15 protein-coding genes are annotated in these 24,001 nt (G+C 58.1%); 8 read left to right on the forward strand and 7 right to left on the reverse strand.

Translation table 11 applies throughout. The features are described 5' to 3' along the window. Positions 1–6: 6 nt before the first annotated feature. The 4 genes from IEY52_RS13165 to IEY52_RS13180 are packed head-to-tail and all read right to left on the reverse strand — an operon-like array spanning position 7 to position 6,397. On the reverse strand, positions 7–822 hold the full coding sequence (locus tag IEY52_RS13165; protein WP_229684782.1) for an ABC transporter substrate-binding protein: 816 nt from the start codon (positions 820–822) through the stop codon (positions 7–9). A 35-nt stretch (positions 823–857) separates the two neighbouring features. Beyond that, on the reverse strand, positions 858–3,128 hold the full coding sequence (locus tag IEY52_RS13170; protein WP_189003162.1) for a hypothetical protein: 2,271 nt from the start codon (positions 3,126–3,128) through the stop codon (positions 858–860). A gap of 8 nt (positions 3,129–3,136) precedes the next feature. After that, complete coding sequence (locus IEY52_RS13175) at positions 3,137–3,841, reverse strand: hypothetical protein (RefSeq protein WP_189003163.1); 705 nt, start codon at positions 3,839–3,841, stop codon at positions 3,137–3,139. Between the two features lie 18 nt (positions 3,842–3,859). Beyond that, positions 3,860–6,397: a DUF8189 domain-containing protein gene (locus IEY52_RS13180; RefSeq protein ID WP_189003164.1), complete on the reverse strand. Its 2,538-nt coding sequence runs from the start codon at positions 6,395–6,397 to the stop codon at positions 3,860–3,862. Between the two features lie 127 nt (positions 6,398–6,524). Here IEY52_RS13180 and IEY52_RS13185 point away from each other — a divergent pair, with 127 nt between their 5' ends. From IEY52_RS13185 to IEY52_RS13195, 3 genes are read left to right on the forward strand one after another with little or no spacing between them, the layout of a single operon-like run. Next, positions 6,525–8,282, forward strand: a complete 1,758-nt coding sequence (locus IEY52_RS13185) for a sensor histidine kinase (protein WP_189003165.1) — start codon at positions 6,525–6,527, stop codon at positions 8,280–8,282. Further along, complete coding sequence (locus tag IEY52_RS13190; RefSeq protein ID WP_189003166.1) at positions 8,275–8,913, forward strand: response regulator; 639 nt, start codon at positions 8,275–8,277, stop codon at positions 8,911–8,913. Before IEY52_RS13185 ends, IEY52_RS13190 begins: the two co-directional genes overlap by 8 nt. Before the next feature lie 5 nt (positions 8,914–8,918). Next, a complete protein-coding gene (locus tag IEY52_RS13195; protein WP_189003167.1) occupies positions 8,919–9,938 on the forward strand; it encodes a glycoside hydrolase family 5 protein in 1,020 nt (339 codons plus the stop codon). A 2-nt stretch (positions 9,939–9,940) separates the two neighbouring features. On the opposite strand, the gene IEY52_RS13200 is transcribed toward IEY52_RS13195, so the two are convergent. After that, the gene (locus IEY52_RS13200) at positions 9,941–12,544 is read right to left on the reverse strand and encodes an ATP-binding protein (protein WP_189003168.1); all 2,604 of its coding nucleotides are present in this window, start codon (positions 12,542–12,544) and stop codon (positions 9,941–9,943) included. A 165-nt stretch (positions 12,545–12,709) separates the two neighbouring features. Between IEY52_RS13200 and IEY52_RS13205 the strand changes: the two genes are divergently transcribed. After that, positions 12,710–14,269 (forward strand): hypothetical protein, encoded by a 1,560-nt coding sequence (locus IEY52_RS13205; RefSeq protein ID WP_189003169.1) that lies wholly within the window; start codon positions 12,710–12,712, stop codon positions 14,267–14,269. 63 nt (positions 14,270–14,332) lie between these two features. On the opposite strand, the gene IEY52_RS13210 is transcribed toward IEY52_RS13205, so the two are convergent. Continuing rightward, on the reverse strand, positions 14,333–19,264 hold the full coding sequence (locus IEY52_RS13210; protein ID WP_189003170.1) for an EAL domain-containing protein: 4,932 nt from the start codon (positions 19,262–19,264) through the stop codon (positions 14,333–14,335). 181 nt (positions 19,265–19,445) lie between these two features. Here IEY52_RS13210 and IEY52_RS13215 point away from each other — a divergent pair, with 181 nt between their 5' ends. Together IEY52_RS13215 and IEY52_RS13220 are read left to right on the forward strand one after the other, a co-directional pair. Further along, complete coding sequence (locus tag IEY52_RS13215; protein WP_189003171.1) at positions 19,446–20,381, forward strand: XdhC family protein; 936 nt, start codon at positions 19,446–19,448, stop codon at positions 20,379–20,381. Between the two features lie 183 nt (positions 20,382–20,564). Then, on the forward strand, positions 20,565–21,248 hold the full coding sequence (locus IEY52_RS13220; RefSeq protein WP_189003172.1) for an HAD family hydrolase: 684 nt from the start codon (positions 20,565–20,567) through the stop codon (positions 21,246–21,248). Between the two features lie 102 nt (positions 21,249–21,350). Here IEY52_RS13220 and IEY52_RS13225 read toward each other — a convergent pair whose 3' ends face one another. After that, positions 21,351–21,542, reverse strand: a complete 192-nt coding sequence (locus IEY52_RS13225; protein WP_189003173.1) for a hypothetical protein — start codon at positions 21,540–21,542, stop codon at positions 21,351–21,353. A gap of 52 nt (positions 21,543–21,594) precedes the next feature. Between IEY52_RS13225 and IEY52_RS13230 the strand changes: the two genes are divergently transcribed. Beyond that, a complete protein-coding gene (locus tag IEY52_RS13230) occupies positions 21,595–22,011 on the forward strand; it encodes a hypothetical protein (RefSeq protein ID WP_189003174.1) in 417 nt (138 codons plus the stop codon). Between the two features lie 18 nt (positions 22,012–22,029). Further along, positions 22,030–23,871: a hypothetical protein gene (locus tag IEY52_RS13235; protein ID WP_189003175.1), complete on the forward strand. Its 1,842-nt coding sequence runs from the start codon at positions 22,030–22,032 to the stop codon at positions 23,869–23,871. The last annotated feature ends 130 nt before the right edge of the window (positions 23,872–24,001 follow it).

Raw genomic sequence — 24,001 nt, forward strand, 5'->3', positions numbered from 1 at the left:
CATCTGTCACTGAAAGGGGCTTGAACCATTCAGACCCTTCAAAGCTGCTGCCAGTGCCCTGAACCCTTCCATCAGTCTCGGGCCGGGGCGTCCCAGTCCAGATTCGGGAATGACCACCACCCGGTGTTCTTGCACAGCAGCCAGAGATGCCCACTTTTCCCTTTTGAACACCACGTCAGGGCGGATTTTCCTCACGCCGCACCAGGAGCAGACGATCAGGTCAGGCTGGGCCTCCAGCACCTGCTGGTCTGTGACAGGACTGGAGCGTTTTTCCAGATGCACAAAAGCATTTTCTGCCCCCAGCAAGTGCAGCATGTCGGTGATCCAGGAATCCCTGGTGGCCACAATCACAGGTCTGGGCCACCATTCAATGAGCACTCTGGGTGGGTGTGAAAACACGGGCAGGCTGGCTTTCAGGGCCTCCACTTCTTGCTGCATGGCTGCAATCAGGGTTTCTGCACGTTCCTGACAGCGCATGACCTGCCCGACCGTGCGAATGCTTTCCAGCACACCTGTCCAGCTGGTGGGGTCCAGCACCACAAAGTTCAGGCCAGAGGTTTCCAGTTCCTGAACCACCTTTTCCATTCCAGGCACAGACAGGCTGGCCAGCACCAGATCGGGCTGCAAGTCCTGCAGTCTCCGCACGTCAATCTGCAGGTCCGGTCCCAGTCTGGGCAGGTCTTTCAGCACCTCACCAGGAAAGTCCGAGTGATCGTCTGCAGCGCACAGCAGGTGTCCCAGATCCAGGGCAGCCAGGATTTCGGTGTTGGAGCAGGTCAGGCTGGCAATGCGCTGGAAGGGGGGTTTGAAGGATGCCGTCATGGGAGGCATTGTAACCCGGAGGCATCCTTGCAGGATCACTCCTGCAAGACCAGCACGCCTGCTGAATCGCTTTTTGGGCCTGATCCGGGTTGTACGGTGGCAATGCTGCCTGAGCGGTTCACAGTGTAAGGGGTGTCCCGTTTGAGGCCCACAATGTACTGCTTCTGCACCCCTGCCGGAACCTGATATTGCACTTTTTCGCTGGTGGCAAAGCAGATCAGGGTGTTTCCCAGCACCAGGCCGGTTGCATCTTTCAGCAAAACCGGGGTGTCCTTGCCTGTGTTGAACACGGTCAGAAACTGGGTTTGCTGTGGGGCACCCGTTGCCTCGATGGTCAGACGCTGGTACGCAGGTTCTCCGTGTGCTGCAGGCGAGGGGTCAGGGTCTCCCACGGTTTCCCCTTCTCTGGCTGGAGCTGTTTTGACGGTCAGGGTGGCTTTTTCCGGGAGCAAAGAGGTCACAGAGAAAGTTTGACCTGATCCTGTTTTTCCCAGAGCAACCCGCCCTTTGAGGTTCAGGAGGGTGGGAAAATTGAAGGCCAGTTTCTTGAACCGCCCGCTTTTTTCGGTGGCCAGCTGATCAAAGACCATCAGGGCACCGGGTTCGATCCACAGCACAGAGCGCAGAACCTGGGTGACCCCATGCAGGTCTTCATAATCGGAGTTGTATGCAGCAGTGGCATCTCCCTGAGCGTAGGTGTAGCCTTTTCCAAAACTGGAGGCCAGCAGTTTTGCATCTCCAGAGGGCCGGTACAGCCAGCCTGAACCTCTGGTCCACAGCAGTTTGCGGTAATCGTCCCGTTCGGCGGGGTCGTTCTGGATCAGAGGAGCGTTCTGGTTGTCCGAGGCCGACCAGCCAAAGCCGTATCCCACCCGTTTTTTCAGGATCCATTCTCCTTTGAAAAAGAAGTCCACAGAGAGGGCATCCGCAGCCTGATGGTCAATGGTGTTCCAGCCTGACGTGAAGGACATCCCACTGGCGTTTTCGCTCCAGTCGGTGCGGGCCAGGATTTTGCCGATGCCCTCAATCTTCTGGTGGGTGGGGTACTGGGGTCTGGGGTCCTGGATTTTGCCCTGGGGGTCAAAGAGCAGGAAGTACAGGATCGCACTGGTGAACCGGCTGTCTCCCCCTCTGGCCCTGGAAGCAAGGTCATTTTTGCCACCTGGGGGAACCATGGTCTGAATCCAGCGCATGCCTGCTGCAGTGGTCTGGTCTCCGTTGAGTCTGGCGTAAATCCCCAGGGGTCCAAGCGCTTCGATGGAATCTGGAGCGTGGTTTTCCTGTCCATCTCCGTACCACAGCGCCTGATACACCTGTCCTGCATCCGAATCCTGGGTGCTTCTGGGCAGCAAAGATCCCATCAGGGCCTGAGGGTAGGCTTTCCAGAAGGGGTTCCTGAACTGGCTCTGGGGCAGGGTGTTTTGCCTGGAGGTGTGCAGGGCCAGCAGCAGTTGCGCCACGTAACCCATGCTCTGCGGGCTGTACTCGAAGCCCTCTCCGGCCAATCCTCCTTTTGCCACGGTGCTCAGGGCGTGGTCAATCACGTAAAGGTGCCGTCCCAGGGCCAGGTTCAGGTTTTTTTGCAGGGTGCCCGTGGGGTCATCTTCGGCATTCAGGCTCAGGGCCATCAGGGCAGCATTGCGGGTGTGGGCGGTGTAAAAGTTGTTCTGGGACCAGCGCACCCCCCTTTCGCTTTTCAGCAGGTCCGGGGTGTTCATCAGGGTTTCGGTGCCTTCCAGAAAGCATGCTGTTCCAGGATCAGAGCAGGGGTAACCGTGGTTCAGGTCCATGTTCTCGGTGGTCCAGCGGACAAACACTTTTGCAATGCGCTTTTTCTCTGCTGCACTCAGTTTGTTGTACAGCCAGTCCACAGTCAGGCCCCAGGCGGCCCCATGCCAGCGGGAACGGTTGTGCACGGTGAATTCCGGATCCCGGTAGGGTTTGCCCTCTGCAAGGCCCTTTTCAGCCTCTGCAACCACCCTGAGCAGAAGTTTTCTGGAGCGTTCAAAGTAATTCTGTCGGTCTTTCTCAGGCCCAATCAGCGACATGAAAGCAAACAGGGCAGCGTAAGATTCCAGCGGGTCGGATTCGTAGTCAAAACCTCCCCCATCTTCCAGCCTTCCCTGATCCATGCGGGTCTTTGCGTCCAGGGCACTGCGAAGCAGGCCTTCCTGGTAAATGGGGTTTTTGCTGTTCGCCCAGGATTGCAGTTTTGGCACATCGGATGGGGTGATCCACAGTCTGGGGTGGGTCTGGGCAAAGGCCAGTCCGGTCAGGGTCAGCGAGAGGGTCAGCAGGTGTCTCATTTCAGGCCTCACTTGTCGCAGGTCAGGTTCACCCGGAAGCCGGGGTTGGGGGTGCTGAATGCCACGCCTGCCTGCTTCACAGAATACCCGAGCCTGGCAGGGTCGATGTCCAGCAGCAGTTTCACAGGTTTTTCCACACTGCTGTCCGGGGTCCAGATGGGGTAATAAAACTTGAGTTGCTGTTTTGCAGTGGCACTCTGGGGCAGGTTCTTGAAGGTCAGTTTCTGCACGTCGTAAGGGTCCACACCCAGGGTGGTGGCATCCTTGAAGGCCAGATGCATCCCCAGTCCGGCCCCATCCACACCAGTGTCGGTCATGTTGAGGGTCATTTTGCTGCCGTTGCGCACCTCGATGTCCAGACCCCAGCCAGGGGTGTTTTCATCTTTCTGGATGGCCTGCAGGTTGCCCACTTTGATGCGCCAGATGCCATTGAACAGCCATTCGTTCAAGCAGCCTTCCAGCAGCGTTTTTTCTGTGGACCCGCCCTGCACACCCACCGCCACCACTCCATTCTGGACGGTGTAGGGAATGCCCACCGCTTTGAGAATCTCTATGGGAATGTAGACCTGTCCATTCTGGATGAGTGCCGGGACTTTGGAGGTGGTGCCGTTCACCAACAGTTTGTAGGTGCCAGAAGCGGCCAGGGCCACAGAAGCCAGGCCGATCAGAAGTGCGGTCATTTTCACTTTGCTTTTCAACGTTTTGCTGTTCACATTCATCACCTGTTTCCTTTACCTGAAGTCAAAGCGCAGGGTGAGGTCCACAATGCTGTCGTCCTCGCCATATGCACGGAAGGTTTTCTCGAAGAAGGCCTGTCCTGCACGGTAGGCATTCGCTGCTTCGCGGAGGTTGAAATTGAGGTCCCAGTGGCCCACCCGGTCATTGGGGCCAGAATCGTGGTCCATCAGGAGGCCATTGATCCTGATGAACTGGTCCTGATCAAAATTCACGTTCAGGTCAGGCAGGGCACCGAGTTGCACGGTCTGCATGGGGTACACCGGGCTGTTGCGGTTTTCTTCCACTTCGTAGATGCTCTTGCCATTGACGGTGATGCTGCCATACAGGTCATCGTAATTTTTATCGTCTGGAACAACCAGTGTGAACCGGAACTGGGGTTTGAGGCGCACGCTGCTGGCAGAGCACTCCTTGATCTCGAAATCGGTGGTCTTGTTGACGGCTGCCACGTCGTTGTTCCCGATGTACCTGAGGGTGTAAGAGATGGGCCGGAAGGTCTCGATGGGGGTGCTCTGCACACCGAAGTAATCTGCGAACTGCCCGGAGCGGATCAGGCGTTTGGCGGATTCCTCATCTCCACCCAGCACTTTCACTTCAATGCTGCTTTCCTGCAGGACCTCTTTCAGGTCTGTCTTGAAACGCCCGGTTGCAGAGGCGAACAGTCCAGAATAGGAGGCCTCCAGGGCTGCGGTCATCTGGTCTTCGGTGTAGTTGGATTCCATGCTGACCGCCACCATGCGTCCGTAAGCAATGCTGGACACGTAAGCAGGCAGGTTGCTGTAAGAGAGTTCCTTGCTGGCCCCCAGGCTTTCCAGCGTGCTGATCGGGGTGAGTGTGCCAAACAGGGCACTGGCCGGGGTCTGACCCTGGGTGTCCAGGGCCACCTGAAACACCTTCTGAATGAAAAATCCGGTGACCTTGTTGCGTTTCTGACTGGAGCGTTTTTCCAGGCTCCCTTTCACGCTGGCAGTCAGGTAGGAGGCATTGAACCCGGCCTGAATCAGGGAGGATTCCAGGCTTTCGCTGACCGTGACTTTGCTGAACACCGTTCCTGCTCCGGCCTGCAAGCCTGTGCTTTTGAAGCGGGACAGCAGGTTGCCAATTCCAGTGGAGACTTCGCTGGCGGTGGCATTCACGGTCTCACGGTTCCCGGCAAAGTTCAGGCCGCCCAGGTAGAGGGTAAGGGGTTGCCGCTGGTTTGCAGGCACACTGAGGCCCTTGAAACTGCCTCCTTTGAGTCCTTCTCCCTGAGCGAGGTTGCCCAGCCACAAATTGCCCATCGCGCCTTCAAACGTCACAAATTCCTCGGGGGTGTTGCTGAAACTCACCTGCCTGACCTGACACAGGTAATTGCCATCTGGTGCTTGCTGGGTTTCCTGGGACTGGCCTTTCTCTTTCAGACCAGAAGGGCCAGCGGCGCGCACCACCTGCAGGGCGGGACCCTCATGCAGGGCCTGAAAGAAGGCATCGGGGGTTTTTGCGTCTCTGGGGTACTGACCCACGGCCAGGGTGGCTTTTTGCATCTGTGTGCTGTCCAGGTTTTCTGCATACCACCAGTGCAGCAGGTCGTTGCTGGTTCCTCTGGCAAAGCAGTCGATGCGGCCCGCTCCCCAGGACACGCACTCCGGGCTGCCCTGCAACGCGCCAGACTGGGTTTTGAGGCTGCTTTTGTGGTTCTGATCTGTGAAGGTCAGGCGGTTCATCACCCCTCCATCTGCTGCAAAAAAGCAGTCGGTCTGGCCTGAAAACCCTCTGAGGCAGTCCGGGGCAGATGTGAGCGCTCCATCCAGACGGTCCCAGCCCGTAAACCGCTGGCCCGTCCAGCTCTGCACGTACAGGGCACGGTCCCCTCCGCGCACAAAGCAGGAAATGCGGTTCACCCCTTCGGTGACGCAGGAGGAACGGGAATGCAGCCCCCCTCCCAGAGGTTCCCAGCCACTCCAGCGGTCCAGGGCAGGGGTGTAAATGTGGTGCTGGGCAGAATTTGTTCCTCTGGCAAAGCAGTCGATGCGGCCTGCACCCCAGGACACACATTCGGGCACATCCAGCACGGTGCCAGACAGGGGCACCCAGTCGGTCCAGCGGTTCCCGGTCCAGCTTTTCTGGTACACCGAGCTGTTGGTGGCTTTCACGATGCAACTGACTTCACCCGGACGGGTGGACAGGCATTCCGGGCGTTCTGCAAGCTGTCCAGCAAGAGATTCCCATGTGCCCCAGGTGTTTCCTTCCTTCCAGATGTGATGCAGGCCCTGGTCGTTCCCTTTCACGAAGCAGTCGATGCGGCCCACTCCCCAGGACACACACTCCGGTTCATCCTGAAACTGTCCTCCTCTGGAAACCCAGTCGCTCCATGCCGTGCCCGTCCAGCTTTTTTGCCAGAGCGCCCCATCTCCCCCACGTGCGAAGCAATCCAGCTGTCCTGCATTGGCAGAGACACAGCCGGGCTTTGAAGTGATGACCCCTCCCAGGGATTCCATTTGCTGTGCCTGCCCCATCCCGAAGAACAACAGCACACCTGCCAGTAAACCTTTCATAGAAGCCTCCTTGTGGCTTCAAGGTAGGTCAGGGGTCGTCCCAAAGTCTTGAGTCCAGGGTGTCCTAGAAACCTGGGACAGGGCACCCACTGGCAACCGGGACATCTTGCAGGGCACACTGGAGAACATGAAGTCCTGGCAGATTCCTGCGCTTTGCCTGCTGCTCTCCCTGGTTTTGCTGGTGGTGGGCTGGCATGACCGCTGGGTGGCGGTGGTGTGGGACACCCGTGGCAGTCCTGCCCAGAGCTGGAACAGCAGTTTCACCCTTTTGAGGCTGGGCCTTGATGCTGCTTTGCTGATGTGTGGGGGTCTGGGAAGTGCCCTGCTGGTGCTGGCTGCTCGCAACCCCTTGCTGGCCTTCTTGCTGCTGCTGTTCTGTGGTCTGCTCAGTGGGTTTCTGGCTGCTCCGCTGTGGGCTGCTGCACTGGTGGGGCTTTTGATGGTGCTGGCAGGGGTGTGGACTTTTCGGGGGCAGCTTCCTGTCCTGATCGGACTTGGGGTGCTGTGGGGAATGGGCTTGCTGCAACTGCTCACCCATCCAGCGGTTCCCATCGGACACCCCAGATACCCGCTGGATGTCTGGGGTGTGAAGAACCTGGGTCTGTACGGTCAGGAACTGGTGCTTCCTGCCCTGACCCTGGTGGTGGGCCTGCATCTGCTGGTCAGGATCTCTTTGCTGGTGCTGGACCACCTGATGCACACTGCCACCCTGCTGGTGAACCGTTTGCTGGTGTTTCTGGGCATGAGCCTGTTGATTGCCCTGCTGTACATCCTGGTGGTCTCGGGCCTCGGGGCACTTCTTGGTACCCTGACCAGCACGGTGGTGGCCTCGGTGCTGGTGGCGGTGCTGGCACAACCCGTGCAGATGGGCTTGCAGCACAGCATCAACCGCATCATGTACGGAGACCGCAACGATCCCTATCAGGTGATGCAGACCCTGGGGAAAAACCTTGCTGCGCCCAGTGCACCCAGAGCGCAGCTGCAGGACTTTCTGAACACCCTGCTGAAGGTGTTCCGGGTTCCCCATGCCGCCATTCAGTTGCAGACCGGAGAAACCCTGCAATCTGGTCTTCCGGCAGGGCAACAGCTGCATTTTGAACTGGTGGTGCAGGGGGAACGCATCGGGACACTGGTGCTGTCCAGCCCGGAAAAACCCCGTTTCAGAGACCTGCTTTTGCTGCAGAACCTGGCCCGGCAGGTGGCCCTGACCGCACAATCCCTGCAATTGCAACAGCAACTGAAAGACTCCCGTGAACAACTGGTCCGGGCCGGAGAGGCCGAGCGCAAACGCCTGAGGCGCGACCTGCACGACGGTCTGGGTCCCGCCCTGGCCGGACTGAGCCTCAAACTGGAAGCCAGCAGGTTGCAGTTGCAACATGCCCCGGACAAACTGGAGCAGACCCTAAAGCAACTGAAAGACGACAGCCAGGAATTGATTCTGGATGTGCGCCGTCTGGTGCATGACCTGCGCCCTCCCAGGCTGGACGATCTGGGCCTCAGGGCGGCTTTGCTGGAACTGCTGGAACGCTGCGCCGAACATGGCATGCACACCCAGCACCATTTGCCAGAGGTTTTTCCTGCACTGGGAGCCGCTCTGGAGGTGGCCCTTTACCGCATCACCCAGGAGGCCCTGACCAATGTGATGAAGCACGCCCAGGCTTCAGGGTGCAGCCTGTGCCTTCAAATGGACGAAAAAGCCCTTATGCTGGAAGTCAGAGACGACGGGGTGGGACTGCCTGGCACCCGCACAGCCGGGGTGGGCACCCACTCCATGCGTGAACGGGCCGAAGCCCTATCTGGAAGTTTACGCTGGGAGCGCCTGAATCCTGGCACGGCACTGATTGCTGTTTTTCCACTGGACCCCACAGGAGCCCTCCATGACTGAAACCCTGCGCATCCTGATTGCCGATGACCACAAGCTGTTCCGCGAAGGGGTGAAGGCCCTGCTGTCGGTGCTTCCCGGCATTGAGGTCATTGGGGAAGCCCACACCGGAAAGCAGGTGGTGGATCTGGCCCTGCAACTTCAGCCCGATGTGGTCCTGATGGACATCCAGATGCCCGAAATGTCCGGTCTGGAAGCCACCCGCACCCTGATGAAGCACAGCCCCAACCTGGGGATCCTGGTGGTCAGCATGTTCGATGACGACGACAACGTGTTCGAGGCCATGAAAGCCGGAGCCAGAGGTTACCTGCTGAAAGGGGCGGACCATGAAGAACTCATCCGGGCCATTCATGCGGTGGGACGGGGGGAAGCCCTCTTTGCCCCTGGCATTGCCCGCAAATTGATGGGGTTTTTCCAGAGGCCCAGAAGCCTGCCAGATTTGTTTCCAGAATTGACAGAACGGGAGCGGGAAATCCTGCTGCTGATTTCCAGGGGCCACAGCAACCCGGAGATTGCCCGCAAAATCGAGGTGGCAGACAAGACCGTGCGCAACCACATCACCAGCATCTTTTCAAAATTGCAGGTCAGCACCCGCACCGAGGCCATCTTGCGGGCCAGGGAAGCTGGACTGTGAGGGGCATGAAACCCCTGCTGTTGCTGGGCTTGCTGGCCCTGACCGCCTGCAAGAACCAGACCCCCATTTTGACCTTCCAGAAAGGGGTGAATCTGGAAGGGTGGCTGCAATACCCACCCTTTGAAGCCCTGTCCAAAGAACACCTTTCCGAACTGCAGGAGGTCCAGAAGCAGGGCTTCGATTTTGTGCGCGTTCCCATCGACCCAGGGTTTTTTCTTGACCAGGACAGCATTTCAGCCTTTGACAGCCTGAAATCCCTGCTGGACACCGCCCAGCAGAACAACTTGAAAGTCATTCTGGATTTCTTCCCAGATGAAGATACCCTGAAATTGCCCATTCTGAAAGAAGAAAACAGCTTTCAGGTGTACCTGGCCTTGCTGGAAAAATTCTCGGAATGGCTGAAACCCTTCCCGGAGGTTGCTCTGGAGCTCATGGATGAACCCTTTGACCCCTCACGGGACGACTGCGAACCCAGCGCTTTTCATTGGGAGGACCTGCAAAACCAGATGCTTTCTGCGGTGCGCAAGGGCAACCAGGACCTGACGGTGGTGCTGTCTGGAGATTGTTTTTCAGGCATGGACGCACTGATGAACCTCACTCCATTGCAGGACAAACGGGTGGTGTACACCTTTCATTACTTTGAGCGCCCGATCTTCACCCAGCAGGGCACAGACCTTTATGGTTTCACAGAGCACCTGAAAAACGTGCCTTATCCGGCTTCCAGCATGAACCCTGACCAGTTGCTGAAAACCGTGCCAGAGGAGCAGCAATCCAGGGTGAAGGAGCGGCTGGAAAAATACCAGGGTTTTGGGTCAGAAACCATCCAGCGGGAATTTGCAGAGGTTGCAGCATGGTCAAAAGACCATCAGGTTGCTGTGCTTCTGGGGGCTTATGGGGTGCACCAGAACGCACCAGCACAGGACCGCCAGCAGTGGCTGCAAGATGTGCAAGCTGCAGCTGAAAAACACGGCTTTGCACATGCAGTTTGGGCCTGGAATGGGGATTACAGGATGCCCAGACCTTGATCTCAGGATTCAAGGCCCTGCCCCAGTTCCAGCACCCCGCTCCACAACAGATGAAAACTGCTTTGCCTGAGCTGTTCCAGGGTTTCTGGCTCTGCCTGAAAGGCAGGGGTCAGGAGCACCCTTTCCATCCAGTGCTGGTCAGGGACGCTGCGCACCAGACCCAGGTGTTCCCGCAACCGGGTGGCCAGACCCAGGGCTTGCTCTGCCAGTTGCACCCGTTCCCCCTGCACGGCCAGCACCATGAAACTTTCCAGCACCAGCACCAGGGGCACCAGGTCCTGCAAGTGCTGACCGTGGCGGGTGTTTTCAGAAATGAGCCTCAGGGCGGTGGAAGTGTCTCCTTCCAGCAGCGCTGCACGGGTCAGGGCATCCAGGCTGAGCATCTTGCCTTTGCGGTCTGCCAGTTCCTGAAAGAGCACCAGGCTGTCTTCCAGCAAAGGGCTGGCCTGCTGCACCTGCCCTTCCAGCAGGTGCACCTGACCCAGTTGCAGGAGCACCATGGCAGTGCCGTGCTGGTCTTTCACCTGATCAAAGAGGTTGCTGGCCTGCTGGCCAAAACGCCGGGCTTCTGCAAGTTGCCCGCCTGCCAGGGTGACCTGTTGCAGGTGCATCAGGGAAATGGCAATGCCCTGCGTGTACTGGTGCTGCTGGCAGAGCACGTGTCCCTGCATGAAAGCTTGCCTGGCTTTTTCCCTGTGCTGGCCGTGCAATTCAATCAGGCCCAGTGCGAACCACACGTTGGCCTGATACCAGTGCTGGGTGGAGGTCTGAAATTCTCCCAGGCTCTGGTGCAACAGGTGATGGGCTTCTGGGACCCTCCCCTGCCGGAGCCGGACCGCACCCAGCATGGCGGTGGCAAAGGAATGGGTTTCTGCTGACGTGGATTTTTGCAGGGCCAGGGTGGCGTGGTGCTCGGCCTGTTCGTTTTCACCCTGAAACCAGGCCAGACAGGCCACTTTGGTGTGCAGGGAGCCCTGCACATCTGCGGAAAGGTGTTCAAAGGTCAGCACCTGTTCAAGCTGCGTGCGTCCGGTGTGCCACAATCCCCGCAAATGCCAGAACACCCACAATTGATCTGCCAGAATGGCAATGCTGTGGGCTTCCTGTGCCCATTTCAGGGAGAACAGGGCCTGAATGTTGGGGTGTTCTTCACTGAGCTGGTCCAGCACCCTGGCCTGCTGCGGTCCCAGCAAACCTGGAAGCAGGGCAGACACCCGCTGTAGACAGGCCGCACCAAAGCGTTGCAGCACCGTCTGGTGGTCTGTGCTTTGCTGAAATGGGTGCTGCAAGGCCTGCTTGACGGTTTGCAACAAATGAAAACGCACAGTGTTGCCTGTGTGGGTTGTTTCCAGCAAATGGTGGGCAATCAAAACCTGCAGGTCTGGAAGCAATTGGCGGGTGGCTTCAGGTGTGCACACCTGCTGGATGCTTTGCAGATCAAAAGCGGCTGGAAAAATCGCAAGTTGCACCAGCAGCACCCTTTGCCGTTCCTGCAACAGGTTGAGGCTCCAGTCCACCATGGCCTGCAGGGACTGGTGTCGGGAAGTGGTGCCGTTCAGTCCATGTTCCAGGTGCAGAACCTCCTGCAGGTGCTTTTCCATTTGAGCAAGGGACAGCACCCGGCCCTGCGAGGCCACCAGTTCCAGGGCCAGCGGCAAACCATCCAATTTGCGGCACAAGTTGAGGATGTTGCTGGCCGTCTGGGCATTCCATTCAAAAAAGGCCTGAACCTGCTGCAAGGTGCGGCAGAACAGCTGAATGGCCGGATGGTGGGCCACCTCTTCCAGGGCAGCATCTTGTGCAGGAAGCTGCAGGGGTTTCAAGGGAAATTCCTGCTCCTGGGGGTGGCGCAGGGACACCCGTGAAGTCACCAGCATCCTCAATTGTGGGGCTTCCTGCAGCAGCAAAGAAAGGGGCTTTGCAGCGGGCAGCAGGTGCTCAAAGTTGTCCAGCACCAGCAACGCCAGGCGGTTTCTGAAGTGTTGCACCAGCACTTCCAGTGGGCTGGCCTGACCTCTGGCCGGAAGGTTCAGGTTTTCCTGCAGGTGGGCCAGCAACTGCTCAGGATGCTGCAGCCGGGTGAGGTCCACCCAGTGTGCACCGTCTGGGAACTGGGCTTGCACCTCCTGAAACACAGCACGGGCCAGGCTGGTCTTGCCCACTCCACCCATGCCCGTCAGGGACACCCAGCGGCTTTGACCCGCAAACAGGCTGGCTTTCAGGGCTTGCATTTCGGCTTCCCGACCCAGCAAGCCCCTGGGGGTTTGCTGGGAAGTGGCTGGCGCTGCAATGTCAGACAGCAAAGCTTCTGCATCCAGTTGCAGCCTGTACCCAAAACCCGATTCACTGAGCAGAAAACGGGGCCGGGCCGGTTCAGGCTCTATTTTTTTGCGCAGCCGGTTGATGTAGACCCTCAGGTACTCGTGGTCCTCGCCGTGGGCCTCTCCCCACACCTGCGTGAGCAGGGCACGGTGGGACACGGCTGCACCCTGTCCCTGATCGATCAGGGCCGTCAAAACCATCCATTCGGTGGGCGACAGGGAAACCGTCTGTCCTTCCCGCAACAGTTGCCTGCGGGCAAGGTCAATGCTGAGTGTTACAGGCATCTGGGGGCTGCCGATCTGGTGTTTATGTTTTGTTTATTCGAAAGCCGTGACACCTTTGTTACCATTTTGCTGGAAGTTCACCCGCAATTCCAGAACCCTCTGTTGATCCCTGGCAAAAGGACAGCCTGTTCTTTTGGCCAACATCCATCCACAAGGAGAAAATTCATGTTCAAACCCCAGAAACTGCTGATGCTCTCGGTGGTGTTGACCGCCTGTGCCCACAACATCCCCTCTCAAACCGTACAAACCCAGGCCCTGCCTTACCAGGTGCTGCGCCCCGTACAACTCGATCCGCTGGATGTGCAGGTCAGCAATCCCAGAAGTGGCTTGTTCACCTGGTTTGGCAACCGTTTCATTCTGCCGCCCCTTTCCGGAGTGGGGCCTTCCAGAGACAATTACTTTCGCACGCTCTGGAAGCACCTGGAGGTCCCGGACACCAGCCGTCCCCTGCTGCCCAACAAAAAGTACCCCTGCAAGTACGATTTCAGCTGGCTGGACAGCAAATTTCAGGCCCTGCAGCCCGGAGAGCGTCTGGGCATCCGCCTGCAACCCATGCTGGGCATGAATGAAGCGGCCTACCCCCCCAACATCGACAAAAACCTTGCCAACGACGACTGGCAACTTGATGACCGCTATGGGGTGCCCACCTGCGGCCCTGACGAGCTGGGCCAGTGGTACGAAAACAAGGTGTATGTTCCCAAATGGGGAGATGCCACCTTCCAGAACCGTTTAACCGGGTTCTACAAAGCCCTGGCAGAACGCTACGATGGACACGCTGGCCTGTCCTTTCTGGACATCGGGACTTACGGGTTCTGGGGCGAATGGCACCTGTATGGCCTGCCCGAATCCTACAAGGCCACCGAACCCCAGAAGAAAATCCTGGCCGATGCCATGCTGAGCACCTTCCGCACCACCCCCCTCCTGATGATGGTCAACCAGACCGACACCCTGGAGTATGCTCTGGGCCTCACCCCCACTTCCCGTGTGGGCTGGCGTTCAGATTCGCTGGGCTGGGAAGAATTCAATGTGGCCATCGAGCGCTGCCGTGCCCGAATCACCTGCAAAACCCTCTTTGATGAACGCTATAAATTCGCTCCCACCGTGACTGAATTCTCTCCTTCCGAGGAAAGCGACCCCCGTCACAGCTGGGGCACCAACCCCCAGACCGGAACGTCCGCTTTCCTGCAACGGGCTTTCACCGAGGCGGTCCGCTACCATTCCAGCCTGGTGCCCAACGGCAACCTGTTGCGCAAAACCGCCAGTGAAACCACCGTGATCAAGTGGGAGGTGCTCACGGAACCCGAGCGCCAGCAGGTGAAACAACTGCAGGCGACCCTGGGCTTCAAACCCACCATCGATCAGGTGACCCTCACCCCTCTGGACACAGGCGGATTCAGAATCCAATCCCGCTGGAAAAACCTGGGCACCACCCCTGCACTGGACAGCTGGAAACCCCTGTGGTGCATTCGCAACGCAGCAGGCACTGTGGTGCACTCCCAGTGGATCAACATCAACCTGAAAAACCTCACTCCAGACCGCATCCCTTACATCAACGATGACCTGCCTGCCCTGCCATCTGGAACCTACACCCTGGAAATCAGCATCACCGACAGCCGCACCCTGCCTGCAGACCAGGAACGGTACCGCCTGAAACCCCTGATGCTTTCCTTGCAAGGGCAGCTTCCAGATGGGGCTTACAACCTGGGCCAGTTCACCTTGCCCTGAAGTGCAGCAAACCAGAGGGCAGGCCCATGGTGGGCCTGCCCTGCCTTTTTGCGAAATGTGGATTCAGTTCTGGTTTTCCAGCATGAGGTTGATTTTTTCAGCCTCCACCGGAGGGCTGAACAGGTACCCCTGAGCATATTCACAGCCATGCTGCAACAAGAATTGCCGCTGGTGCTCGGTTTCCACCCCTTCGGCAATCACCTCCAGGTCCAGGGTTTTGCCCAGGCTGAGAATGGCTTCCACCAGTTTGCTGGAATCGTGAAGCTGTTTCTTGCTGGCCCCCATGCCGGTCAGGAAGGAGCGGTCAATTTTCAGGGTGGTGATGGGCAGCTGATGCAGGTAACTCAGCGAAGAATATCCAGTGCCAAAGTCATCAATCTCCACCGAAATGCCCTGTGCCCGCAGGGCATTCAACACCTCAATGGTGTGCTGGAAATCGGCAATCATGGCACTCTCGGTGATTTCCAGCCTGAGCAGGTGGGGGGGCAAACCGTATTCCTGCAGCAGTGCTGGCACCAGCATGGTCAGGTCCTGCTTGTGAAATTGCCTTGCAGAGATGTTGACGCTGACCGGGAGCATGAAGCCCTGCGCCTGCCAGATCTGGGCTTGCTGGCAGGCCATTTTCAGCACCGCCTCTCCCAGGGGGAGAATGGCTCCGGTTTCTTCTGCCAGGGGAATGAAGCGCATGGGGGAAACCCTTCCCAGACCGGGATGCTCCCAGCGCACCAGGGCTTCCACTTCACGGATTTTTCCACTGTGCAAATCCACCCTGGGCTGATACAGCAAAAAGAATTCCTCCCGTTCAATGCCCCTTCGGATGCCGTTCTCGATGATCATGCGTTCATGCAAGAGGGTGTTCATCTGGGATTCAAAGAACTGGTAGTTGTTGCGGCCTTCCTGCTTGCTGCGGTTGAGGGCGGTATCGGCATGCTGAATGAGTTCTTCGGGGGTGCTGCCATCCTGGGGGTACACGCTGATCCCCATGCTGCCCGTGATGAAAAACTCCTGCCCCTCAATCAAAAATGGCTGCCTGAAGCTGTCCAGAATGCGACTGGCCACCAGTGCTGCATCCTGACTGAGCTGCAATTCAGAGAGCAGCAGCACGAATTCATCTCCGCCCTGCCTGCTGATGGTGTCTCCGGGCCGGATGCACCCCTTCAGGCGTTCGGTCACCAGGGTGAGCATCTGGTCTCCGAAAGCGTGCCCGTAGGTGTCATTGATGATCTTGAACTGGTCCAGGTCCAGCAGCACCACCCCAAGGTTCAGGCCACTGCGGGCGGCATGCTGGATGGCCTGGCCCAGGCGGTCCAGCAGGAGTTGCCGGTTGGGCAGTCCGGTCAGGGGGTCATGGTAGGCCAGGTAATGGAGCCGGGCCTGCAGGGTTTTGGTGTGGGTGATGTCCTCGGAGAGCCGCACAAAGTGCTCCACTTCACCCTGACCATCCCGGATGGGGAAAGCAGAGACTTTTTCCCATTGCACTTCTCCTCCGTGTTGCAGGCTTTGCAGTTCGCCCTGCCAGGTTTGTCCGGCTTTCAGGGCCTCCCACATTTCCTGCCAGACGTTCAGGTCCTGTGGATCAGCGGTTTCTGCAGCACCATGCAAATTCAGGTAACGCTGGTTGGCATACTCCAGCTGTCCTGCAGGGTCGGTGACCACCACCATGGAAGGGGAATCTTCCACCACCTGGGACAGCAGGCGCATCTGGGCCTCACGGCGGCGTTCCTCGGTGAGGTCAGAAACCACCACCAGAATTTCATTGAAGGCCTGTTCTTTGGAATGCACCGGAACGCAGGTGATCTGGTAGGTGGCTTTCAGCAAAGCGGAATGCACTTCACGGGTCTGCACACTGATGGTGGTCTTGCAGGCCTCCATCAACTCTATGAGGGCCACAAAAGCCTCTGCAAACGGGTCGGCGTGCAGGCCAGCATTCTCCCAGATGTCCTTGCCAATCAGTTGCTGGGGGTGTTCAGCTCCAACCATTTGCGCTCCGGCACGGTTGACGTACAGCATGCGAAAATCCAGGTCCACAATGGCAAAAATGCCCGGAAAGTGGTCCATGGAGGTGTGCAGCCTGCGCTCAGCTTCCAGTCGGGCCTGGTTGGCCTTGCGGTGCTCGGTGCGGTCCGTGCCCACACACTGGATCTCTGAGGGGCGACCCGTTGCCCCCCTCACCGCAACAAATTCGCATTCCAGATCCCGCAGTTCTCCATGTGGATCGGTCAGGCGCACCGTGATGGGGAAAGGTTGACCGGGCTGCTCCAGGCACTGCTGGGTCAGTTCGATCACTTTCTGCTGCTCTGCAGGCAACAGCAGGTCGTAGATGGTGAAGGTCAGGAAAGTCTGCTCGTTGAAGCCAAAAGCTTTCAGGAACGCCTGATTGACAAAAGTGAACTGTCCCCTCAGGTCGGTGCGCAGCAAAAAGGTGCTCTGGGATTGCACCAGGGAGCGCTGGCGGGCTTCCCGCTGGGCCAGGTCTTCTTCCAGTTGCTTGCGCAGCTGGTTGCCATGCAGGTGGTCAAGCGCAAAAGACAGGTCTCTGGACAGTTCAGACAGCAGGTTGTCAATGTCTGGCTCAAAAAAATCAGGTTCTTCGGCAAAGAAGTTCAGGCAACCCATCACCTGGCCATGCAACCTGAGCGGATAGGCCGCTGCCGAGTGCAATCCTTTGGCCTGCAAGATGGACGCCCAGGGGCGGGTGACTTCGCTGCTGGTGGTGTCTGAAACCACCACTGCACGGTCTTGCAACACCGCACGGGAAGACATGCCCTGATGGTTCGTCTGGTCGCTCAGGTCAATGCGCAGGGTGCCCAGGGGCAACAGGCTGTCTTCACTGCAAACGGCGGTCCGCAGGGTTCGTCCATCCGGGTCCAGTTCGGAGATCCAGGCCAGGCGCAAACCACCCTGGTGAACGGCCACCTGACAGACCTGGCCATACAATTCTTCGCGGCTTCTGGCCCGCACCATCACCTTGTTGATCTCGGAGAGCAGGGTGTACAGGCGGTTGAGTTTCAGCAGTTTCTGTTCGGCATGCTTGATCAGTCCGATGTCCCGGCTGGAAGACAGGATCAGATCCACCTCACCTCTGGCATCCAGCACCGGAACCAGCTGGGTGAGCCAGCGCACCGTGCGGGACCCCAGGTGCAGGATCTCCTCGAACTGCACGGCTTCACAGGTGGCAGCGCAGATGCGGTGGTAGCTCTCCCGGACCTGGGCAGGACCTTCCGGGAAAAAATCCCTGGCGGTGTGGCCCACCACCTGATGCTCTTGAAATCCAGTCTGGGCCAGCCACACCGAATTCACCTGCTGGTAGGTGAACCGTCCGCCCTTTTCCACATGCACCATCGCAATGGAATCTCTGGCGTGCTCAAACAGACCCTGGAACACCCGGGCATGTTCAAACACCTGCTGCTGGGCCTGCTGGCGTTCAATGGCCACAGCAGCAATGGCCGCCAGCCTTTGTCCTGCCGTGTTCAACCACTCTGGGAAGCCATGGTGGCTCTGGCTTTCCACAGACAGCACCCCCAGCAAACCCTGGTTTTGCCCCAGGATGGGAAGGCAGAACACCGATCCGGCTTCCGGGGTGTGGGGCAAATTCAGGGCCACTGCCTGCCCGAAATGGGCGTCCCGGACCTGTCCTGGCATGGCTGCCACCACGGCAGGCTCGAAGGCATGTGTGGCCGCTTCTGCCAGCAGCACCCGTTCAGCAGCAGAGAAACTTGGGCTGGCCGCCAGTTGCATGGTGCCAGAACCCTCCAGCAGCAACACCGAGGCCCGGATGTTGTGGTGCAACCCTTCAAGCTGGTGGCACAACTGGTTCAGGGCTTCGGTCAGTGAGGAATTGTGCACCAGACGGGTGAGGATCTGGTTTTCGGCTTGCTGCAACTGCTGGTGCAGGTACTGCTGGGTGTGGTCCTGAAACACATACACAAAATGGGAAATTTCACCTGCAGCGCTGCGCACCGGGGTGATGGTCCAGCCCGCGTACATCTGGTGCCCGTTTTTTCCGGTCAAAAAAGAACTTCCTGCTGCAGATTCCCCCTTGAGCAGGGTGTCCCGCACCCTCAGGCTGGTTTCCGGGCCAAACTGGGGGTTCAGCAGTTCTTTGAGGCGGTGGTGCAGGGCCTCATTCAGGCGGTAGCCCAGCAGGCGCTCAAAGGCCTGATTGACGTACAACACCTGCGCAACTCCTCCATCCAGGTTGCTGAGCGTGATGGCCACGGCACTTTCGGCCTGTTCCACAGCCACCGACAGCAGTTTCTCTTGCTGCTCGGCTTCAATGCGCGCGGTGATGTCTCTGGCCACCCCTTCAATGGCCACCAGCACCCCATCTTCATGCACCGGGTGGTTGTGCTGCTCGATCCACACCACCCGTCCGTCCCGGTGCATGAACCGCAGCACCAGATGGTGGGCTTCTTCAGGGTGGGAACGCACGTGTTGCAACAGGGGGCGGTCATCGGGATGAATCAATTTGGCGTTGAGGTCCGGGTTCTGGTAGCACTCCTCGGGGGTGTAACCGGTCATGGCCGTGATGCCCTTTGACACGTACTCAAACCCAATGCGAGGTGACAGCCGGAACCGGTAAATGCACTCGGGAATCTGGTCAAAGAACTGCGGAACGCTCTGTCGACTCAGGGGCGTGCGGGCAGCCGCTGCCCCTGCAGCCTGCTGCAAAGCCTGTTGCAAGCACAGCAGGTCAGAAGTCTGAAAAACCGAAAAACCCTGCACCCATTCAGGCAAACTGGGGGTGTTCTGCAACACAAAAACAGCCAGTGCAGGATGCAGGTGCTGCAGGTGCAGATGCCCAGCCTCCAGGGTGCTGGACTCCAGAAACAGCACAGGGTGTTCTGAAAGGTGTGCGCTTTCCAGGATGTGTTGGAGGTTTGCAAGAGAAACATGTTGGATTTGATAAGCACCCAGCATTTGCAGCAGGGCCAGAACGCTGCGCTGAAGATCTGTGTGCTCAAGGGCAAGGAAAGCAACCGGCAGGTTGGGCATCTCAGGATCAGCTCCAGGTTGAATTGGGAATCCTGCGGCCAGAGGTCCGAAGGAGGCGATGAGGCAATGGGACGACCCTTCAATTGTAGCAGACACCACCAAAGAGCGGAAATTCAGCTTCCAGCACAGAGAACAGATCCCTCAGATGTTCAGACCCAGCATGCTGGAATATGCTGAAAGCATGTCCAGCCTTCCACATGTTGTGGCAGAACTGTTTCAGGTCATGGCAGACCGTCAGGTTCCCTTTGCCCTGGTCACCCTCATTCTGGCCCCCCGGCACACCTCCAGACGGCTGGGTGCCCGCTGGCTGGTTGCAGAAGATGGTTTCCTGCTGGGCACCCTGGACCTGGACCTGCACACCCGCCAGGAACTCTGGCAGGAAACCCGCAAAACCCTGCAAACCGCAAAAGCCAGGGTGCACCAGCTGCAGGCAGCAGATCCGCTGGGCCAGGAACCCGAACCTTACACGGTGTTCATTGAGCCCGCAGAACAGCTGCCCGGTGGCTGGGCGCAGGGTTTGCAGCAGCTGCAAAACCGCCAGTCCTGCGTGCTGGTCACCGAACTGGACGACCATCCCCGGCATTTCCTGCTGGCCCCGGATCAACATGCAGACCTGCTGCAACACGGCACCTCCACCGCCCTGATTTCCGGGATGTTTCTGGAGCGCTGGGAGCCACAAATTCAGGTGCATGTGGTGGGAGAGGACCGGGTGATCTCCCACCTCTGGCATCTGGGAGAACTGCTGGAGTACCAGATGTTCAGGCTGGATTTGCAGCAGCATGACCCTGCCCTGCTGGATGCCCGCAGTGCCCTGGTGGTCAGCCATGCAGAACTGGACTGGACCCTGGAGGTGCTCCAGCAGGCCTTGCAGGGACCTGCAGGTCATCTGGCGGTGGTGTGCAATCTGGGCCGCAGCCGCCAGTTGAAAGCAGAATTGCAACGCCTGGGGGCATCCCGACCCGAGCGCATCCATGCTCCTGCAGGTCTGAACCTGGGTCTGCAAACCCCTGCAGGGATTGCCCTCAGCATCATGGCCGAGTTGACCGCCGCGCTGCACCACCAGGATCCCCATTCCCTGAACCTGGAAGGGCTGGACTGGCAGCCGTTCCAGCATTGAACCTGCAGCACAGCTTCCATCCTGAATTGCCAGATCATGTCTTTGCTGAATTCTGGCAAAAAACCGCAAGCGCTGGCAAAAGTTGTTCTGCAGCACCAAACTGTTTCTTGCACCCTGCAGATTTACCAACAAACCTGCAGAATCCTGCAAAAATTTTCTGGTTTTTTGCATATAATGGTTTTTATGAATGACCTCTTGCAGATGTATGCAGGTTTAAAAGCGGTTTTGTTCGACATGGATGGGGTGCTGACCCGCAACTCCACCATCCACGAAGCCGCATGGCGTGACGTGGTTCAGCAGTATTTTCAGGTCAACCTCCTGGAAGGTGACACCCGCATTCATGGGGGCCGTGCCCATGAAATCCTCAGTGTGTTGCTGCAAAGGCCTGTTTCCAGAGCAGAAGCCCTCCCCTTTCACCGCCACAAAGAAGAGCGGTACCGCGAACTGGCCAGAGGCCACCTCGAGCCCACCAGAGGATTGCTGCGTTACCTGGATTTCCTGAAATCCCGCAACATCGCCACAGTGCTGGTGACCAGCGGAGACCGTCCCAACGTGGATCTGGTGCTGGAGGCTTTTGAACTGCAGGACACCTTCCCCATCCAGATCACTGGAGAAACCGTACAGAACGGCAAACCCCACCCAGAACCCTACCTGAAGGCCCTGGAGGTGCTGGGCATCACGGCAGATCAGGCCATCGTGCATGAAGATGCCCCGGCAGGCATCCGGTCCGGCAAAGGCGCAGGGTGTCGGGTGCTGGCCCTGCCCACCACCACCCATGCTGCAGAACTGCTGGAAGCGGGTGCAGATCTGGTCATCGAGGACTTTGAAGTGCTGCTGGAACAGTTGCACCAGACCCAGAACGCCTGAAGTGCACGTTTGAATCCCCTGAATCCTGGCCCTGGCCCTGGCCCTGGCCCTGGCCCTGGCATCCTGTCAGGGTTTTCTGAATTTTCTGGGGTTTTTTGTTGTTCAATACCGCACTGGGGCACGTTCTGGAAAAGCCTGACTGATCAGGTAAAGCGGAACCGTCTGGCCGTGGGCATTCACCGTGCCGATGGGTTCCAGACCCGTGGCGCACAAACCCAGCAGACGCAACTGTGAAGGGGTGGCATATTGAATCGGAACCACTTCCGTGGATGGATAGTGTTCTTTGTTCAGCATAGCGTCAAGTATAACCGAAAGCGCTTACGGTTTGCATGAGTCTTTTTCCCCTGTGGCCTGCATTGCCCAGATCCTTGCCTGCAACCTGCTCGAAAGCACTCAAATTAGGCATCGCGCAGCAAAAGAAACCGCTATGATGAACCCACACTGCCTCATGCATTTTTCACCAGTTCAAAATGAGGCGGGGCAAATCCAGAATCCAACCCAAAACGGATCCAGCGCATCCATCCCCCTGGTGGTTGATCCAGGTTTTGCACCAGATTTTGCATTTGCCTTGCAGCACAAGGAGAAGTTGATGAGCAACCCCCAGGCACCTGTGCAACTGGAGTGCATCGAAATGTCCACTCCAATCCATTCCACACCTGCCTCCAGGCAGGAAGGCATTCCCTATGACCGCCCGCAGTTGAAACTGCAGGGCAAATGGCAGGCTGTTCATCTGATCACGTCCATCGTCGGCGATCCGGGCTGATTTCAGGAGATGCTGACCATGAAAATCTGGAACCTGCTGTTCATTCCCGTCCTGCTGGCCTCCTGTGCCCAGTTTCGCACCCCCACCCGTCCTCAGCCTCCGGTGGTCAAACCCTCCAACATTCTGGAGGTGCAGTTTGAAGGGGTGGGATCCGAAAAACCCACCTCACGCATCATCAAAAACGGACAGAACATTTCCCAGCCGGGCATTTCCAGACAGGGCATCAGCGAAATCAGCCCCGATCCCAGCTTCAAGTTGCTGAACGTGGAAACCCTCACCGACAAGGTGAACCAGGTGCGCTACATCCAGGCCACCTACGAGGTGACCAACAACTCAGGCAGCACCATCAACCGGCTGTTCTTTGCTCCCGTGGATCTGGACGACGATGGAGACCCCACTGGCAACGCCATCGCGCCCACCATTGGCAACACCCCCTTCAAAAAAGTCAGTTACTTTGATGGCACAGATGCCTCCAGCAAAGCCGCTGACCTGACCCCTGGACCAGCCGTTCTGTACGATTTCCAGGCCAGAGATTACCTGGAAGATGTGTATGCTGCACCTTTCTATGACCTTTTTGACCCCAGCACCTTTCATCCTGCAGTGCCCACTGGACTGGCCGCTGTCAATGTGCAGAACTACGCCTGGTACCTGGACCGCGCCCTGGAAGATGGAGACTCTGCCACCGTGACCTTCTCGGTGAGTTTCCCCGTGGATGCCACCCCCGCCAACAACCCCTTCAGCTTCAGCATGCTGGTGGCCACCGGCAAAAACGATGAAGAATTCGCAGCAGTGGGCGAAGAACTGAACTACGACACTGACTTTGCTGGTGCCTACCCCGCCATCACCCTGGACACCACCAATCAGCCTGTGGTGGCCTGGCAGGAGGAATCTTACTACGGCCCCCTGCTCAACTTTGCGGCCCAGTGGGACGGCAACAGCTGGAACCTGCTGGATGGTCCGTTCAACAACGACCTTTTTGGCTTCCCTGGTCCTCCCAGCATCGTGCAAGACGGCACCGACAGCTTCCTGGTCACCTGGTCTGAATCAGACGACGTTTTTGTGAAGCAGTGGAACGGCAGCACCTGGGTCCAGCTGGGCACCGAACTGGATGTGGATGCCACCCAGACCGCAGATTTCCCCAAAATCACCATCGACAGCACCGGCCAACCCGTGGTGGCCTGGACCGAAGTGGATGCCACCGAAAACACCTATCAGGTGTACGTCAAACAGTGGGACGGCGCAGCCTGGAACCAGCTGGGCGGCACCCTGAACCTGGATGTCACCCACGATGCCTCTGAAGCTGTGATCACCCACGACAGCACCGGAAACCCTGTGGTGGGATGGATTGAAGAAACCAGCAGCGGCATCTACCAGCTTTTCGTCAAACAGTGGGACGGCACCAGCTGGAATCAGGTGGGCACCGGGGCCGTCAATGCGGGATCCGATGCCACCACCCCTTACATCGTTTCAGATGCCAGCAACCACCTCACCGTGGCCTGGAGTGAAAACACCGATGTCTATGTTTCCCAGTGGGATGGAACCAGCTGGAATGCGCTGGGCACCACCCTGGACATGGATCCTGCCAACCTGGCGGTGCTTCCTTCGGTGGGCCTGAAACCCGGTGGCCTTCCGGTGGTCAGCTGGGTGGAATTCAGTGGTGCTGGGGTTCCCCAGGTGGTGGCCAGCGTCTGGAACGGCACAGCCTGGGTGCGCTACGGCGACGTGCTCAACAACGACTTCGACAGCCCAGCCCTGCAGACCGCCCTGGTCACCGACAGCACTGGTGTGTCCCATGTGGCTTTCTCTGAACTCTCTGACTGTGGATGTGCTCCCCTGATTTACGTGAAATCCTTCCCCTGAGGTCCAGGGTCACAACCTCAAAGTCGCAGCTTCAAAGTCGCAGCCTCAAATTTCAATCAAGAACCGCTCTTTTCAGAGCGGTTTTTTGTGTTGTTTTGTGGTGTTGGGTTTGAGGGTTTCAGGTTTCAGA

The sequence above is a fragment of the Deinococcus roseus genome, from assembly GCF_014646895.1.
Taxonomy (GTDB): domain Bacteria; phylum Deinococcota; class Deinococci; order Deinococcales; family Deinococcaceae; genus Deinococcus_C; species Deinococcus_C roseus.